The organism is Flammeovirgaceae bacterium SG7u.111 (assembly GCA_034044135.1).
Lineage (GTDB): Bacteria > Bacteroidota > Bacteroidia > Cytophagales > Flammeovirgaceae.
The window spans coordinates 5,246,229-5,263,976 of record CP139021.1; the positions used below are offsets into that span (position 1 = coordinate 5,246,229).

Annotated in this window: 12 protein-coding genes; 6 read left to right on the forward strand and 6 right to left on the reverse strand. The window is 40.1% G+C overall.

The window, feature by feature from the left end:
- Positions 1-227: 227 nt before the first annotated feature.
- The 3 genes from R9C00_20350 (at position 228) to R9C00_20360 (ending at position 3,385) form a co-directional block, all read left to right on the forward strand.
- Positions 228-1,331, forward strand: a complete 1,104-nt coding sequence (locus tag R9C00_20350; GenBank protein WPO34054.1) for a cytochrome c peroxidase — start codon at positions 228-230, stop codon at positions 1,329-1,331.
- Complete coding sequence (locus R9C00_20355; GenBank protein ID WPO34055.1) at positions 1,328-2,122, forward strand: MbnP family protein; 795 nt, start codon at positions 1,328-1,330, stop codon at positions 2,120-2,122. The genes R9C00_20350 and R9C00_20355 overlap by 4 nt, the downstream gene beginning before the upstream one ends.
- A gap of 75 nt (positions 2,123-2,197) precedes the next feature.
- On the forward strand, positions 2,198-3,385 hold the full coding sequence (locus R9C00_20360; GenBank protein ID WPO34056.1) for a DKNYY domain-containing protein: 1,188 nt from the start codon (positions 2,198-2,200) through the stop codon (positions 3,383-3,385).
- Positions 3,386-3,600: 215 nt separating this feature from the next.
- On the opposite strand, the gene R9C00_20365 is transcribed toward R9C00_20360, so the two are convergent.
- The 3 genes from R9C00_20365 to R9C00_20375 all read right to left on the reverse strand — a co-directional run bounded on the left by R9C00_20365 (position 3,601) and on the right by R9C00_20375 (position 7,099).
- The gene (locus tag R9C00_20365; protein ID WPO34057.1) at positions 3,601-4,698 is read right to left on the reverse strand and encodes a Fic family protein; all 1,098 of its coding nucleotides are present in this window, start codon (positions 4,696-4,698) and stop codon (positions 3,601-3,603) included.
- Positions 4,699-4,987: 289 nt separating this feature from the next.
- Positions 4,988-6,382 carry a hypothetical protein gene (locus R9C00_20370; GenBank protein WPO34058.1) on the reverse strand — a complete coding sequence of 465 codons (1,395 nt, stop codon included), beginning with the start codon at positions 6,380-6,382 and terminating at the stop codon, positions 4,988-4,990.
- A gap of 213 nt (positions 6,383-6,595) precedes the next feature.
- The gene (locus tag R9C00_20375; protein ID WPO34059.1) at positions 6,596-7,099 is read right to left on the reverse strand and encodes a hypothetical protein; all 504 of its coding nucleotides are present in this window, start codon (positions 7,097-7,099) and stop codon (positions 6,596-6,598) included.
- A gap of 101 nt (positions 7,100-7,200) precedes the next feature.
- On the opposite strand from R9C00_20375, the gene R9C00_20380 reads away from it, so the two are divergent.
- Positions 7,201-8,388, forward strand: a complete 1,188-nt coding sequence (locus tag R9C00_20380; protein ID WPO34060.1) for an aspartate aminotransferase family protein — start codon at positions 7,201-7,203, stop codon at positions 8,386-8,388.
- Positions 8,389-8,420: 32 nt separating this feature from the next.
- Here the strand turns inward: R9C00_20380 and R9C00_20385 are convergent, their stop codons facing one another.
- A complete protein-coding gene (locus R9C00_20385) occupies positions 8,421-9,359 on the reverse strand; it encodes a hypothetical protein (protein WPO34061.1) in 939 nt (312 codons plus the stop codon).
- 344 nt (positions 9,360-9,703) lie between these two features.
- On the opposite strand from R9C00_20385, the gene R9C00_20390 reads away from it, so the two are divergent.
- Positions 9,704-11,167, forward strand: a complete 1,464-nt coding sequence (locus R9C00_20390; GenBank protein WPO34062.1) for a S41 family peptidase — start codon at positions 9,704-9,706, stop codon at positions 11,165-11,167.
- 139 nt (positions 11,168-11,306) lie between these two features.
- On the opposite strand, the gene R9C00_20395 is transcribed toward R9C00_20390, so the two are convergent.
- Both R9C00_20395 and R9C00_20400 read right to left on the reverse strand, forming a co-directional pair.
- Positions 11,307-12,686 (reverse strand): SusD/RagB family nutrient-binding outer membrane lipoprotein, encoded by a 1,380-nt coding sequence (locus tag R9C00_20395; GenBank protein WPO34063.1) that lies wholly within the window; start codon positions 12,684-12,686, stop codon positions 11,307-11,309.
- 11 nt (positions 12,687-12,697) lie between these two features.
- Positions 12,698-16,105 (reverse strand): SusC/RagA family TonB-linked outer membrane protein, encoded by a 3,408-nt coding sequence (locus R9C00_20400; GenBank protein WPO34064.1) that lies wholly within the window; start codon positions 16,103-16,105, stop codon positions 12,698-12,700.
- A gap of 941 nt (positions 16,106-17,046) precedes the next feature.
- Here R9C00_20400 and R9C00_20405 point away from each other — a divergent pair.
- A complete protein-coding gene (locus R9C00_20405) occupies positions 17,047-17,736 on the forward strand; it encodes a Lipl32 family lipoprotein (protein ID WPO34065.1) in 690 nt (229 codons plus the stop codon).
- The last annotated feature ends 12 nt before the right edge of the window (positions 17,737-17,748 follow it).

Consider the following 17,748-nt stretch of genomic DNA (forward strand, 5'->3'; position numbering starts at 1 on the left):
TTTCATTTGCAAAAAAATCATTGAATCATCTCGAAATATTAAATCATCAATCCCCTTCCAACCCTCTCACTCTCTTGCAGGTCTTAGTTCTGCACCCCTTGTAACTTTCATCACCAACTTTCTTTTAAAGAAATTCTATTTTCACAATCAATTACCACATAAAGGTAGTTTACTAAAAAAACAATCAGCACCTGAAAAAACTCATCATTCATATAGTCCTCGTTCCCTTGTTGTTTTCCTGCGAAAGCTGGTTTGGTTCAAAAGAAGAGCCTACCAAGGAAAATGCTCCTTACGATCTGGCGGCGGATATCCCTTCCTACTTCAGCCAGAACTACGAAATTCCGGCTGACAACCCACTTACAGTGGAAGGAATCGCCTTGGGGCGAATGCTTTTTTACGAAACAAAACTTTCGGGTGACAATTCGCAATCTTGCGCAAGCTGCCACAAACAGGAAAACGGGTTTTCCGACCCCAACCGCTTTAGCGAGGGAATTGATGGTGAAGATGGGACAAAAAATGCGATGGCACTCGCTAATTTGCTCTGGCAGCGAAAATTCTTTTGGGATGGACGAGCCAGCAGCCTCGAAGAGCAAGCTCTATTGCCCATTCAAGACCCTATTGAAATGCACCAAAGTTTGGAAGCTTCCGTGGCGAAACTTGAAGCAGAGCAGCAATACCTCGACCAGTTTGAGCTTGCCTTTGGGGAAAAGGGTATTTCTGCCGAAAAAATAGGCAAAGCCCTTGCCCAGTTTGAGCGGACGATGATCTCGGCTAATTCCAAATACGACCAATATTTGCGAGGGGAATACGAACCTACGGCAAAGGAACTCTTGGGCATCGAGCTGTTTTTCATTCACCCTATTTCCGAAATTGGACTGCGGGGCGGAAACTGCGGGGACTGCCACCTCGGTCCTATGACCCATGGCGACCTCAACGATTTCCAAGGCTTCCACAACAATGGGCTGGACGAAGACGGGAACCTCAACATCGGCTTGAAAAAAACAACGGGAAAGGAAGAAGACTTGGGGAAATTCAAAGCTCCTTCACTCAGAAATATCGCCCTTACCGCGCCCTACATGCACGACGGAAGATTTCAGACCTTGGAAGAAGTACTCGACCACTATAACGAACACGTGAACCAAAGCGCAACGCTCGACCCGCTCATCATTGAAGCCAGCAACGAGAAGGTTTTCCCCAACGAACCTATCAAGCTACACCTAGCCCAAGAAGAGAAAGAAGCAATTTTGGCATTTTTGCACATGCTCACCGATGAAACCTTCATTACCAACGAACGATTTTCCAATCCTTTTGAAACCACTGAAACGAAATGAAACCTTTTATAAAAAACACAAACACCCGTCATGCCGTGCTCCGACACGGTATCTCCTTCCTATTGATACTTGGGGCTTTACTTTCCATCAGCTCTTGCAGCAACAACGACGAAGTGCCCGGCGAGGGAATGCTTACGCTGGAAATAGCTAACCTTTTTGACGGCGATCCGCTAGAACTGGACAGCAAAACCTATCAGAATGAGCTAGGGCAAGAATTTTCCATCCAAGAGTTTAAGTTTTACCTCAGCAATGTGAAGCTGCGCAACTCCGCTACGGGGGCAGTTTATACCGAGCCAGAAAGCTACCATTTGGTAAGCCGAAAAGATGCTACCCACCTGTTTGAAATTGAAATAGAAGAAGTGACAGCAGGGCAATACGACCAGCTAGAATTTTCCATAGGCGTTGACCCGACCCGCAACCTTTCCCTCGACAACATCGGCGACCTCGACCCTTCCAACAACATGGCTTGGGACTGGAACACGGGCTACAAATTTTTGCTGCTGGAGGGCAAATATTCCCCCAAAGACGGCTCGGATGATAAAGGCTTGATCTTCCACGTAGGTTCGGATGCCAACTATCGCACCGTTACCCTGCCCATCAGCTCAGGCAGCGATGCTAAGTTCGAACTCAAAGGTGGGCAATCCAACGCCATCAAGCTTGATATTGAAGTATCTGAAATCTTCAAAAACCCTACTTCAGTCGATTTCGATACCGACAACGTGGTGATGTTCGAAGGGATTTCTGGAAAAGTGGCGGATAATTATAGTAAGATGGTGAGTGTGGGGGAGTGAAAAACTAACCACGTTAGTGTAGGTTCTTCGGAGAATTGCACCTGCGCTTTACATCGGTTTACGGTATATTTGCCCATGCATTTATATTATCAATATCCTTACACAACCGTCATTGTTTCTATAGTTCTGCTGAACTTGATCATTAAAGCAGTAGCCAATATGGAGCAATCACCTTTAGCATTTTTGCTCCTAGGGATGATTTCGCTCATTGGGCGGGCTTTCAGTCCCTTTGCAGGGGCGGTGGACAAGGAGCTTTCGGACAACTATTATTTTTCCCGGAATAAACAAGCTATACGTTATAGCCCAATGGGAAATTGGTTTGAACTTGGCAACGCCAAAATGGATGCTGACCCAAATTCCTTCAAGGTGCTGGCACGCAACTTTGCCAAGGACAAAGACCATCTGTATTACAAATCATCTATTATAGACCAAGAAGCAGACAAAGAATCGCTGAGGGTGGTAGACGATTATTATTGCTTAGACAAAAACCATGTGTATGTCCCTGCCGAGTATGTTTACAGCCCGTTTGATGAACCGGATGAAAACCCAGATCCAAAGGCGAAACTGCACCGAATTGAAAAAGCCAACCCTACTACTTACGAACCAATAAATGATGATTGGGCAAAGGACGATCGTCATTTTTTTTACCGTCACAAATTTGTCGATGTGGAGTATGAAAGCTTTGAGATAATCAACAAGAACTTTTGCAAAGACAGCAAATGTGTTTGGATGCAAAACGATAACGACCTGATTGCTTCTGACATAGATCCCTCTGCTACCCGAAAACTGAATAAAAGCCTAATTGCAGACCAATTGCATATCTATGACTTTAAGATGTACGTGGAAAACGAGCTGGCAAATAAGTTGTTTGCATACGCTTATGAGGACCTTTCCTCCTTTGAGGACTTGGATGAAGACTATTTTATATTTGACGACAAAGTGGTTTATCAAAACAACTACTTGGAGGGTGCGCATGCCGCTACGTTTGAAGTGATGGACCCAACGTATTATGCGAGGGACAAAAACCATATTTACTACGCTGGCCTGCCCATGGAGCATGTTGATATTGAAAGCTTTGAATTATTTGAGTACGCCTGTTATGCAAAAGACAAAAATCATATTTATGCCGAAGGCAAGATATTAAAAGAAGCTGACCTCGCCACCTTTGGTCCGCTCAACGATGATTCCCTAATTTATAAAGACAAAAACCATCAGTATCGGGGAAATGAAATCCTTGCGAAGGAAGAGGAAGTAAAAGGTTGAGGATGATTTATCTTGTTATAGGATTAGTTTCATTTTTCTAACTCTTAGGATAATCTAGAAGCAAGAGCCTCTGCCATTTTTGGCAAGCCTAATCCCCATCGGTTTTGAGGCAGGCAACTAACGCTGTTAGTACACCACTCTTCAAATTTTTTCTTCGAATCAGGAAGAAGTCAGGGGTTATTCGGTGGCTGGCACATCTTATGATAGGACTTTCTTTATTCCAATACTAGTTCATAATTTGTGCTTCGTCCCCCAGATTCTTCTTGTTTCAGAATTCCTTTATCTATTAAATCTTTTATATCTCGAAGAGCAGTATCTGCTGAACATTTGGTGATCTTAGCCCATTTGGACGATTTCAATTTACCATCAAATCCATCCAATAGTTTATTCAACATCAACCTCTGTCGGCTATTTAGTACTGTTTCTTTGTGACCATCCCAAAAATCTGCCTTTTGGAGAACACGTTTTAGCGTTTCCTCTGTGTTCAATAATGCTTTATACAAACAGTTTAAGAACCAATCCAACCATTCGGTAATGTCACCAGAACTATGTTGTACATTTTGCAAGACAGCATAGTATTTCTTTTTTTCTGATAAAATTTGATTAGAAAAGCTATAAAACCTTTGAGACGTTTCTTCGGCACGAGCAAGCAGCATGTCAGAAATTGCTCTGGCAATTCGCCCATTGCCATCATCAAACGGGTGGATGATGATAAACCAAAAATGGGCAATTGCAGCTTTTAAAACCCCATCGGTTTCAGGGTTTTGGTCAAACCAGTCCAAGAATGCATCCATTTCTTTTTTTACAACTTGTGGAGATGGAGCTTGAAAATGAATTCTCTCCCTTCCCATTGGACCAGATACTACTTGCATTTCACCATCACGATAGCAACCAGTGGCAATTCTATGTATCCCACTCCATCCTGTCGGAAATAAAGCTGCATGCCAGCCAAATATCCGTTCATGGTCAAGCGGTTTGTCATATCTCTGCGTAGCATCAAGCACCATTTCAACTACTCCCTCCACATTTCTGTCCACATGAACCATTCCCGCATATGCTAGCCCAAGCCTTCTAGCAATTGACGAACGTACTTGTTCGTAGTTCAATATTTCACCTTCAATTTCAGATGATTTCAATACATCTAAGGTCAACGTAGAAAGCATTGTTTCTTCCTTAATTGAAAAACCAAGCCCCCTCATTTGTCCATAAATCACTCCTTGAAGGTGCCTGACTTTACCAAGAATTACGCTTAGCTGTTTATCATCCCAAGTAAATTTAGGCCATTGGTCGTATTCATATATGTACTTTGCCATAACTAGTAATTTGCGATAAATATAGAGGTTATTCTCCGCAAATTTAAGGAGAATAGAGGTGTTTTTCTCCGCAAGTGTTTTGGAGATTAGCTAGCACATCTCTTTCATAAGATTGGGGCGGTTTTCGGTTGGCTTATTTTGTATTTATAATGTTCAAGGCGGGAAATCTGCGAACAGGGCGACTATTTAAAGTGAAGTTGATAATTAAAAACATGTCTTGTTTTGCTTTAAACAAAGCTTTTCAACAGTTGTCAAATGGCTAAAGTCGAGCTTGGGGCCTGTTTAAAGTTTAAACAGGCTTTGAGTAGTTATATTCTTTCCAATTTTTGAATAAGTCTTTTAGAATTTTGCCGGATGATGAACCGTCTTCCTCATTCAATAAAAAAAACTTATCTGTCCTTGGGTATTTAATTTGACCTTTTTCATCCCAAGAAGCAAATGAGAAAAAGTACTTTGTATCATTGAAACAAAACCCATGTACACCTGGGGTTTTAGTGTAAGAATATAAATTTATGTTGACATTTTTCGTGTTTAAGATTTTTTGGTTTTCCTCTTTAAACCCATTTATAATATCAATATTAGTATCTATGGATTTTTTCCAACTAGAATTAATTGAACTACTCTTTTCAGCGAAACTTGGATCAATATAGAAAAGGTTCATTTCAACATTATTAAGAAAGTCTTGGTCTAACCAACCTTCTATTTGTGTTACAACTGAAAATAAGGTGTAACCAAGGATATCTATTTTTAATATATCATTAAAGTTAGTTCTATGGTTAAATTCTTGTTCTACAACTTTGTAAATAGCGTCTGTGCCATTTATAATCTTCCATGATAATGTTTTTTCCTCTAAGACCCGAATAATTCCATTTGAATTGGGGTCGTGTTTAGACTTCAGGCTTACTAAGTACTTATAGATTTTCTTTGCTGTCTCAAGGTTATCATCTGTTGTTTTAAATTTACTTCTATCTATAAAAAGAGACATTTTTTCATCTGCCAATTTTACTATTTGCTCTTTAATATCAGCAGATAATTTTAAGTTACGGTAAATAAAAACTGATGGTCCTGCAATAGTATTTTTGTTTAACCCAAAGGATTTGAATATTGGGATTGATATTTTTACTGCATTTTTTTTAGAATTATCCGGATCAAATACACAAGTACTTGTAATGTGTTTTCCTTCATCTAATAAAACGTAAAATTTAAAATTTGGATAATAAGATATTAATTGAGCCATTTTTTCTGCCCAATATTCACTGATATCTTTTGTAGCTTGGATTCTAACAACAGTTACTCCTTTTTTTAAGGATTGGTTTAGGTTATCATAGAACCTATCAGCAATTTCCTTTTCTTTCTTATCAACACATGCTAAACCTCTTCCAACTATGTAGATATTACGTTTAGAATTGCTAATTTCATTAAAGAATCGATCATAAAAATGGTTATTATATTCGTTTTCTGGTGGAGAAGGTATCGCTTTTATCTCTTGTTTGTTTATTAACTTTATTATTTTAGATGTAATTAATCTTTTAAAGATTAAGACTATATTTATTATGATAGATATAATTATTAAAAACAATAGAACGTACTCAGTAGAGCTGTTTGTAGAGAAAGTGGTCGCCAAGATTGCAATTGTATTTATTATTACTGCAATTGAATTGACCTTTGTAGATGTGATTTTCATCTTATGTATGTATCTGGTTTTAGAATTTTTGACCTTTAAATTGATTAAAGGATATTGTTTTTAATAAAAAAATAAATATACACCATATCTTACTCTATAGACGGAAGCACTATAATAAAATCTCTCCCTTTGCCACATGGATAATGCAAAAGGCATCTTCTTCCAACACCTTGCCTACTTGAGTGAGATACTCCTTGCATTTAAATTCTTTTTTCACCTTTTGAAACTACGGTAAAAGAAACCAGTTGAGTCAAATTCCAGTTTTTGGATTAGTTGAGCATTGGAATTAGTCCATGTGATATGCCCATTAAATATTAGTTCTCTAAATGCCATCAGTCCAAATTCCTTATTGAAATAAATATTAAGTTCTTCGTCAATAGCATTGGGATCGTCGTAAAGGAAATTATGAATAATATAACTTTTGTCGTTGAAAATAAAAGCTTTTGAATCAATAGGTTTACAATCGATATCAAAGAATACTAGTGATTTTTCTGACGGATTAAATTTAAACTCATAGCTGATATTATAGCTGCCATCATCCAAGAATAGGCCATATTGGTAATTTTCATCTTTAATATTCAAGAGTAATTCTGTAGTCCTTTGAATTTCACCAAAGTTGTATGAGCGCTCAATTACTTTCTTGTGTTTGGTTCCACAGGCATCTAGCCCCAATGAAAAAAATAAAATAAATAATTTTGTTTGTAATCTGATTGTCATCTTTATGCAATTAGCTATTTCAGACTAATGTACAAAACCCCATAAAAAATCAGAAACGGCCTCCATTATTCCTTTACCAATTTCCTTCCTAAATTTGCCGCATGGACAATGCGAAAGACATCTTCTTCCAACACCTCGCGCAGACTAGCGAGATGCCTGTTGGCTTAGAAATAGAGCGGACAGAGGGCATTTACCTCTACGACAAATCGGGCAGGGCGTATATGGACCTGATCTCGGGGATAGGCGTGAGCCATTTGGGGCATGGCAACCCGAAAGTAAAAAAAGCGATCCACGATCAGGTGGAGAAACATACGTTTGTGATGGTGTATGGGGAATACCTACAAGCGCCACAGCTTGCCCTCGTCCAAAAGCTAGCCGAAGTGCTGCCCAAACAATTGGAAACTACCTACATTGTCAATTCGGGTACGGAAGCCAATGAAGCTGCGCTCAAGCTTGCCAAACGGGCAACTGGGCGCACCGAGCTTATTTCTTGCTACCGTTCTTACCACGGCAATACTCATGGCTCGCTCAGCGTTTCGGGCAATGAGGTCAAAAAACAAGCTTTTCGTCCCTTGTTACCCGATGTAAAGTTTATCCATTTTAATGTAGAAGAAGATTTAACCCAAATCACTACCAAAACCGCAGCCGTCATCATCGAGCCTGTGCAAGGTGATGCTGGGGTGCGAATCCCCGATAAAAGTTACCTAAAAGCGCTCCGCAAACGCTGCGATGAAACGGGTACGCTGCTCATTTTCGATGAAATCCAAACGGGTTTCGGTCGGACGGGTAGCCTCTTCGCCTTTGAGCAATTTGATGTCGTTCCCGATATCCTCACCATGGGCAAGGCGCTTGGCGGAGGAATGCCGATCGGCGCTTTTTCCGCTTCCCATGAGCTGATGAAATCCTTTACTAATAACCCTCCGCTTGGACATATCACTACGTTTGGTGGGCATCCAGTATGCTGTGCGGCGGCACATGCCGCTTTGGAAGTGCTCTTGGAAGAAAATATTCTCGATCACGTCCATCAGAAGGGGCAGCTCTTCCGAGAATTGTTACAGCATCCATTGGTGAAGGAAATCCGCTCCATCGGTTTGATGTTCGCCATTGAGCTAGACTCGTTCGAGGTTGTGAACAAGGTGGTTGAAAAATGCATTGAGCGAGGCGTGATCGGCTATTGGTTTCTTTCCACCAAAAACAGCTTCCGAATTGCCCCGCCGCTGATCATTATAGAAGAGGAAATCCGCAAAGCTGCTGCCATTATTAGGGAGTGCATGGATGAGTGTTTGTAAATGCAAAAGAGACGCAAATTATTGCGTCTCTACTAATTTGGCCACACAAGCTTTACCTTGCAAAAAGACTTGCTTCCCTTTGCAAGATCGACTAATTCAAAAATATAATTACCATCTTGCAAAGCTCTCTTTTTGCTTAGCTTATTTACCACCTGTGTTAAAGGGATATTCTCCTCTTTTTCGTTGCCACGAACCTTTAGCAGTTTTTCATTATTAGGGGTCTCGATAAAAATATCAACACCATTTGAGAGAACGACTTCCTCTCTGCTTGAAAGCTCTTCTACACCCACAAAATCATCTTTTGACAAATCATATCCAATTACTTCGATGTTCATTTTTTGGGACTTACCATTGGCTGCTAACATTTCCAATTCATACTCCCAGAATCCCGATTCAAAGCTGACCTCCAGTTCTACGAGCAACTCAGATCTGTGCTCCATAAAAATCCGCCCATCTGGAACTATCAGGTGACTGTCTTTTGAGAGTAGTTGGAAATAATTATTTTGAGGTAGGTCATTACTCAATAATAGCTTAAGCGTTTTTTTCTTGCCTTTTTTTCCCTCTATCAACTTTACCGTTTCCCCAAAAACTATATCCGCTTTAGCATATTCTAATTTCGAAAATGATGATGCGCTATCCACTTCTTTCCCACTTAATAACCGCTCTCCTATCAGCTCCCACTGTTCATCGTAGATAAACTCTCTCACACTGTCAAGCCCAATAAAACTTGTTACTTTTGTCTCAATTATATTCTGCTTTTTGAACGTAACTCCTTCTCTTAAACCTTTATAATATGTTTTTTTATAAAGTACCCCAGGTTCGTCTTGTAGATAATAGCTTAATGAATAATAAAGGGTGTCTGGGGTGAGTTTGATCGTGTCTTTTACGGTTGGAGAGTTGAAAAAAATAATGCTTTGCGAAAATGAGCTGATCGCAGGAAACAAGAAGCATACAAACAGAAGTCTTTTCATGGCTTTTTATTGAGAGGCAAGTGAATTTTAATAAACATTACCAGCAATATAACAAAAAACAAATCAATAACAATTATTCCTCCGTCAAGTAATTTCACTGAATCAGCAAGATTATCTTCTCTCATCTAAATTTCATCAACCACCATTTTTGCTCGTAATCAAAACCCTTCCATTCATTTAGAAAACCTTAAGGTTGGTTGATTTCTCTTCCTTGCTTCCAAACCTAAAGCTAACTATGCATGTCTTTTAACAACTGAAAGGGCACTAAGCATAAACTAACAACACTTCCAACCACAGAAACGCGCTAGGGAAGTGTCTTTTAAACACTCTTAGGTTTAAGAACTATGATCATCAATTTAAAAAAGAAACTATTATTGGTAGCACTATTTGCCCCAATCATGCTTTTATCGTCTTGTTCTGAGGAAGAGGCACTTGCACCAACAACCACAACTGGCTCAACTATTGAAACAGATTCGACCACAACCAATGAATACGCCTATGTGAATAATTGGATTTTGGCGAATATGGATTATTACTATTACTGGACCGAGGAAATTCCCGAAGAAACCGACCTAACACTCGAACCGAGTGCCTACTTCGAATCACTTTTGAATACTTACGACGAATCTACCAATCCTCAAGGAGACCGGTTTTCTTTCATCAGCGAAGATGCGGATGAGCTGACTTCTTCCCTTTCTGGTGAAACTACATCTACTGGGATGGAATATAGGCTATTCTATGTTTCCAGCACTGGAAATGAAGTGCTCGCCCAAATTATTTACACCATTCCGGGCTCGCCGGCAGCTGATGCTGGCTTGCAACGGGGGGATATGTTTACCAAGGTAAACGGGACTACTATTACCGATGAAAACTATGTCGACCTCTTGTTTTATACCACCGACATGGCTATTACTTTGGTGGAACAAGAAAATACAGGCTTAGTAGAAACAGGCGAGGTGGTTGACTTGAGCGCAACGGTGCTTCAGGAAGATCCTATTTTCCTAGATACGGTTTACCAAGTTGACGGGATGACCGTTGGCTACCTTGTGTATAACCAGTTCATTCCTGCTCCAAACAACTCCACAGGAACTGAATATGACGACAAATTGAACGAAATATTCACCGAATTCAAAACGCAAGGAGTTAACGAACTTATTGTGGATTTGCGCTATAACCCAGGAGGATACGTGACCTCAGCTGTTACCTTGGCAAGTTTGATAGGCACTGGCGTGAGCTCCAATTTATTGTTTTTCAAGGAAGAATATAATGATGCTTTGCAGGAAGAAATAGAAAATTACTATGGAGTGTCTTATTTCAATCAATATTTTAGCGATTTGAGCGGAAATATTGGGGGACAGATCAGTAGTGTTTATTTCATTGTGACAGGTAGCTCTGCTTCATCTAGTGAATTGGTAATCAATGGCTTGAAGCCTTATATGAATGTCTACCTAGTGGGAGAAACTACTTATGGAAAAAATGTGGGTTCTATCACTATCACCGATGATGACAACAGCGAAAACAACTGGGCTTTGCAACCAATTGTGATGAAAGCTTATAACAGCATTGGTAATTCGGATTACACAGCAGGATTCGATCCTGACATTGCCGTATCCGAAAACTCAGAACTTGTTCCTTTTGGCGATACAAATGACCCTATGTTGGGTGCAGCATTAGCCGCCATAAGCGGTTCGGTTCGGTTTGCTGCCCCTTCGGAGCAAGATGCGCCCAAGGTAATAGGTTCTTCTATTTCCAAAAAGAAAGTTACGCTTAAGAAAATTTCTTCTGAGGTACTGATAGAAGGGATGTAAATTAAGCTCTAAACTAAGATCAAAAGAGAATGCCAAGGTACAATCGCTAACTACCTGCTTTTACTATCAAAAAAGAAGGGGCCTGCAAAAAAGACCCCTTCAATTATTTGACTAAGAAGAACAAGTTAAATAGCATTGCTTACTTGAACAAATCTGTTGGCTCAAATAGAGCTGGGATTGGATTTGGCGCATTGTCGTTAGTATTTAACTCATCCTGTGGATAGAGGAATCGCTGTGGAAACTGAGTTCCTGCTGTAGGCGTAAGACCTAACATATTCTTCGTCCTTCTCAAATCGTTAAACACTTCCATTTGAGCCGCCAAGCTCACGTAGCGCTCTTCTATAATTTCCATTAGCAAAGATTCTTCTGCTGTTTTTCCAGCTATGTTGGCAATGCCACCATCCTCAAAGTCTGCCAACACATAGGCGTCGTAAGTAGTGCTATACTTGGTTGCCAAATACCCTCTTAGCGTATTCAAATCTTCCAGCGCCCCAGCCATATCGGAGGTTCTAAGTTTAGCCTCTGCCATTATCAATAGGTTTTCTTCATAGGTTACCAGTGGATAAGGCGATGTAGGGGTAAACATGCCGTCGTCAATGTTTATATCGTAGCTACTTCCATCGACAGGTACATCTCCGAAAATAAACTGGAACCTAGCCGTTTCGTCGGTTTTAGCATTTCCCCTATAAACTGCCTTATTGTCGTCAAGAAGCTGAGGAAGATACGCATCGGTAGCCGTCATATCTCCAGGTCTATCTTGCACTTGAAATGAATACCAAATATTCATGTCCCCATTATAAGCACCTCCGGCATGGACCGCATTATAGCTATCTTCTGCGTCAAGGATACCGTTTTCTGCAGCACTGATGGCACTTGCATATTCTCCAGTGTGCAAAAACATCCTAGCTTTCAGAGTATTGGCTACTTGTATCCATTTCTCCGCATCTCCATCGAAAACAAAATCGCCAGCAGTGATTCCTATACCACTTTCTAGGTTAGCAATAGCTTCGTCTAGCAATGATTTCACTCCTGAATAAACAGACATCTGATCCTCATAAACAGGATCGGGGAATTCCAAAAACTTATTAGCTTCTGAAAAAGGAATATCGCCATAGCCAGTGGCCAGCATACCGAACGTATGTGCTTTTACCACCTGCATTATTCCTATCACTAATCTGTTATTTACAGACTCCGCTTTTTCTATAGCGAGCTCTGCGTTTTGGATAGTACCATAGTACTTATTATCCCAGTCAAAATCCTGCGCTGTAATATTGTAAATATTATATCCATTGTATTGCAACGCTTCTCCGGTAAATTGCTGAGCCCAGATACAGCCTAAGCGGGTATCTTCTCCTTCGTGTGCGATAATAGATACAGCAAGAGCTGTTCTTACAAATCCGTTCAATGGTCCATCTGAGGCATTGTTTGGATCTTCTAAAAACCCATCTACATAATTGGAGCAGGATGGTGCGATACATACGATCAGGAAAACCGATAAAATATATTTAAGTTTTTTCATAATGATTCTGATTAATAAGTTGCTGAAAGTTTAAAGATGAATGAACGGGTTGCTGGGTTGTTGAAATAATCCAGCCCTATTGCATTTCTACCACCACCAGTCAAGTTGGTATCAGGGTCTACACCAGAATAATCTGTCCATAAAGCAAGGTTTCTACCTGTAAATGAAAGGGTTACGTTCTGAAGTTTGGTCTTGCTTCTGAAAGCGGCCGAATTGAACGTGTAGGCAAGTGTAAGCTCCCTCAAACGTGTCCATGAAGCATCTTCCACACTGCTTTCATCTGGCCCTGTGAAAGATGAACCTAATCCATCTACATACCAATTCTCATCTAAGAGCACATCTCCTCCTCCAAAATCTTTCACCTCTCCCCTTACGGTATAGGAGCCATCGCCATTTTGTACGTGTGGGTAATAATCAGCTACGGTTGACCCACCATACACCTCTAGGTTATTAGCTTCCGCTTCTGAGAGCGTTACTGTATTGGTAGTGAAGCCTGCTCTACCAAACCAAGTAAGAGCACCTAATGTACCATTCCACATATCACCACCTTGGCTGGTTTCGAACAAGACATTTAATGAGAAGTTTTTCCAACCAACTCTTGTACCTAAGCCTCCTCTCCAATCTGGGTTGGGATCACCAATTACTCCCGGAGTATTGGACTGGGTAGGGAAACCTTGCTCGTCCAACACATATGCGCCATTATCATCCCTTTCAAAGGTTGCTCCCCAGAGCACGCCCAATTGTTGATTAAGCACAGCTCTTGAACTTGTACCAGAAAAACCACCTAATGAGATACTTTCCACACCTGCCATATCTGTGACTTCGTTGCGGTTTTTAGTCCAGTTAGCATAGGCTGTCCAGTTAAAGTCTCCTTTGTCTATAAGCTGCAATGATGCCTCCAGCTCAACTCCTTTGTTTTCAATAGTAGCAGCATTGGCTACTTGAGAAACAAAGCCCGTAGCTGGTGGTTGGTCTACTTGGATGATGGCGTTGTCTACCTTATTGGTATACGCATTGGCAGTTAAGGAGAACTTGTTTTTGAAGAATTGTAAATCTAAGCCAACTTCTGTTTCTGTCTTTATTTCAGGTTCTATAGTCGGATTTCCAGCAACATTGCTCCTTGCTACACCTCCACCATACGAAGCAGGGTCAATAGCTCCTCCCCATCCCTCTCCATAACCTCTAAAAGCGGGGTCAGGAATGATGATATCAGTAGTGGTTATGTATGGATCAGGAGACCTTCCCACTTGACCATAACTGCCTCGTACTTTACCAAAGGTAAGTATGTTGTTTTGTGGTATTAGCTCATGGAACTGCCATGCCACATCTACTGCGCCAAAGAGAAATACATTATCCTGCTCTGGCAATGTAGAGAAAGCATCCGCACGCAAACTACCAGTTATATACACTTGACTGAGTAAGCCAACGGTAGCTGAACCATACACACTTTGAGAACGAATTTCTTCAAAACGGCTCAGGCCTTGGTAATTGCCAGAAGAAGCATTGTTCAATACTGGAGGAGAATCTGGATTGGTAAATGAAAGAATGGTTAATCCATGGTCATCGAAAACCCGTTGGTTCAACGAGGTACCAATCAACCCAGTTATTTCAAAATTATCTGAGAAACGATGTTGCATATTTGCGATCAAATCTAAGTTCATCTGACGCTCATTAATGGTTTCTTTGGTATAGCGACCGCCCGAATTTTCCCCCGCTGATATGGCTGGGAAATAATCTTCACGACCATCTGTATAGGTATCAATCCCCCACCTTGCGGTCAAATCCAACCATTCGAAAGGATTAACCCCTAATTCAAGCTTTCCTATGAACCTATCCACAGAAGCCGTACTCGTGATGTTGTTCATCATCCAAAGCGGGTTATCGTAAATGGCAGACGAATACAGTTCCCCATTGGCTCCTGTCACAAACTTAGAGCCCCATGGGTTTCTAAAATGCCTTTGTGCATTTGGGAATTGGTTACCATCGGCATCGGTATAGGTGCCTATATAATCACTAGGGTCAAAATCTGAGGGTGTTCTTAACCCACCTAAAAATAATCCACTTAAGTTGGAACCCATCTGAATCCTATCCGACATGGTATTGGAATAAGCCGCACTGGCTGAAACCGTAACACTTTTTCCAATATACCGAGTAGCATTTATCCTAGCGGTAGTCCTTTCATAGGTACTGTTTTCCTTTATTATTCCATTCTGATTTATATTAGACAAACTGAAATATATATTGCCCCTATCATCTCCAGAGCTTAACGAAATAGAGTTGTTGAATGCTACTCCTGTTTTAAACAAGTAATCTTGAGGATCGCCTGTATAACGTGAGTTTTTACCTCCATTCAAATCAGTTGCAGTTCCATCAGGAACTCTGTAAATCCTGTTACCGTTCGCAGATTCAAAATATCCTATGTATCCATCTGCATTTGGATCTGTTATACGCTCATCTTCCCCACCTGGCCTATCGGCTATTCTATCTCCCCAAGAGAAGCGTTGAAAATAGCCAGAAGACTCATTAAACATCATACTATACCCTTGGCCATAGGTCTCGTTCAATGGGATTTTCTTGTTAATCTGATCTAAAGAAACAGAAGAATTCAATTGAATAGAGAATGGCTTACCTCCATTAGATTTACCCTTTTTGGTAGTAATGACAATTACGCCATTGGCAGCCCTCGCACCCCAAAGGGCAGCTGCTGATGCACCTTTCAAAATCTCCATCGACTCTATATCGTTGGGGTTGATATCGTTCAGCCTTGACTGCTGCGTAACTCCACCACCACTACCAACAGAACCACTATTGGAATTGGCACCACCCCAGCCTTCGCCAAAGTGGGTCTCGTTGTTGACCGGGATACCGTCGATTACAATAAGAGGTTGAATATTTCCCGTAATAGAAGTCGCTCCCCTTACTACAATTCTAGAACCAGCACCAGGGTCGCCACTATTCTGAACTATGTTAACGCCAGATGCTTTACCAGCAATACTGTTGAGCAAATTAGGCTCACCTGAGTTTATTAACTTTCCTCCGTCCACTTGAGAGAAGGAACTACCCGATTTGCTTTTTTCTACCTCAAAACCTAATGCGTTTACCACTACCTCTTGCAGTACTTCATTATCTATCTTCATAGAAACATCGATAGTACTACTTGCTCCTACGGTTATTTCTGTTTGTTGAAAACCAATATAAGAGAAAACGAGTATGGAATTATCGGAAGGTACTTGAAGGCGGAATTTACCATCAATATCGGTTACAGTACCATTACTTGTGCCTTTAATGATAACATTTACACCTGGCAGCGGTGTGTTATCGTCCCCAGAAATTACTTGCCCGGATACTGATCTACCCTGAGCAAAGACCGTACTCATACCGCATAGCATGAGCAGGCAACATAGTAAAACTTGCTTCATAATTGTTAAAATTTAAATTGACACTAATTGAGTTGTATATTGATAATCTTATCTTAAAAGCCGTTGCTAGTACTTGTTCAATAAGGTGAAATACTGAACCCTAAGGCAGGTAAAAAAATAGCCTTGGAACAATAGCTTCCTCTGGAAGAAACTGACATAGGTCTCCTTCCTAAAGAATAAATGAATACGTAGTAGTGTAATTTAAATATTGATTTGAGTGGTATTTATTGCACGCTATGTGTGTAGTAATAAGGTTGAAAACTGACCATGTATCAACATGTTTTACATGGGAATCACAGTTGTTAGTTAGCGACAATAAATAATATAAGTGCGTTACGGTTTCCCGTCTGTACTATTGAAAATAAAAGTAAATATTTTAATTGTCTTTCCAAATTTATTCATCCTAATTGTAGTACTACATAATCGGTGAATAGGAAGAATCCCGTAAACTAGGGGATGGGAAACACTATTTTGACTTGATTTTCTACTTACAATGGCATTGTTAGGTTAGTGCTAGAAATCATAAACCAATATTCCCTTTTTTACCTTTGTCTTCCAACACCTACTTCATCTGGTCCATTTATTCCATCCACTGCCGCATTTAAAATGAAGATAACATTTGACTTCTAACCAAACAACTGTTCTTTACAGGCTAAGTAACTCACAGTATAGCAGGTAAGTAAATGAGTTTCTGTCTTTTTATATTTCGGTTTTTATTTTGTTATTGAACTAGATTTATCAAACATGCCATCTATTGTATAATAACAAATTGTTAATTGTTAAAGTTACAATTATCATTATATTCAAAATAAAATATCACTACTGATACACAGTACGATATAAAGTTTTATAAATATTTACTTTATTTTGATGCAATATCAGAATACAACAATGGTTAGGTTTGTGTAATTTATAATTCAATAAACACTTAAAAATTAAACATGAAAAATTTTTTGAATTCAACATTATTAATGGCATTGTTCCTAGGCTTTATCAGTTCTGCACAAGCTCAAAAGTTAGGTAGCTTTGGTAGCTCTGTCACCAAAAAAGTAGGACCAAAAACTATCGCAGTTCCTTACACTGATGTAGTTACTTATTTGGGACATGCTGCTCCAGGTAACGAAGACGAGGTAAAAGACGGAAAGAAATTTTATTACATTTATGTATGGGTACCTGCAGTAGCTCCTGAGCTAGGTATCAGAATGATGTCTCCAGTTGGTAAAACAAAAATCAAAAACCCTATTGAGTCTGAAGGCTATTTGGCTAACAAAGATTCAAAAGATTATTTTGATACATATATCACCCTAGAGCGTTCTACCATTGTTTCAAAAGATGGTATTACTGAAGAAGGTGTGGCTAACGCTACATGGTATACACTTGCTAGAAATGACGACAGCAGTGAAATGCCTAAAAACCCAGGTGGAAGCAGCTACAACTCTTTGCTTAGATACGAAAGTGAAGTTAGTGATCCTACTAAGGCATTAACTGTTGGCCTGTACCGTATAGGTTTTACTACTTACAAAAAAGGTGAAGTAAACGGAACCTTTTTAGCTGAAGTAGCTGCCCCTATCAAACTTCCAGGTGTAGGTGTTGCCAAAACCCTTGACGAGTTGTTGAAACAAATCAAGTAACTAGAAAATATT